This window comes from Bradyrhizobium algeriense (assembly GCF_003062295.1).
Taxonomy (GTDB): Bacteria; Pseudomonadota; Alphaproteobacteria; order Rhizobiales; family Xanthobacteraceae; genus Bradyrhizobium; species Bradyrhizobium algeriense.
Genome location: NZ_PYCN01000289.1, coordinates 1 through 431 on the forward strand (window position 1 = coordinate 1; position 431 = coordinate 431).

The following is a 431-nucleotide window of genomic DNA, read 5'->3' on the forward strand; positions in this document are numbered from 1 at the left end:
ACGATCACCGTCTATCCGGAGGCGACCGCCACCGCCCCGGAGATCCAGGACAACACCGGGCAAGCGGTGGCAGCCCAAACCGACAGCCTGTTCGGTGAGCTCGGCGACACGCTTACCGGTGCCTGGAGTGTGGTTCAGGAAGGTATTCAGGACGCAACGACCGTGCTGGACGCCATCAACGGCGTATTTGATGACATTTACAACGCCGTGGAAAATATCGGCATCATGGACGACGTAAACCGTCTGATGGGGGCAATCACAGCCGTTCAGGGGAATATCGAGGGGTTAATCAACACCCCGTCCATGCTGGCGGCCAACGTGCTCGGCGCGCTCAGCGGCATCACCTCCGTCACCGATGCCTCATCCTCTTATCGGGCCTTCGAGCGGCTGGGCGTGCACCTGTCCCGTCGGGCGGACGGCATCGACACCAG

Annotated in this window: 1 protein-coding gene; it reads left to right on the forward strand. The window is 61.7% G+C overall.

Translation table 11 applies throughout. The annotated features are described in order from the left end of the window. Positions 1-431: hypothetical protein (locus tag C7G61_RS45510; protein ID WP_202975846.1), on the forward strand; the 431-nt coding region annotated here is incomplete at both ends.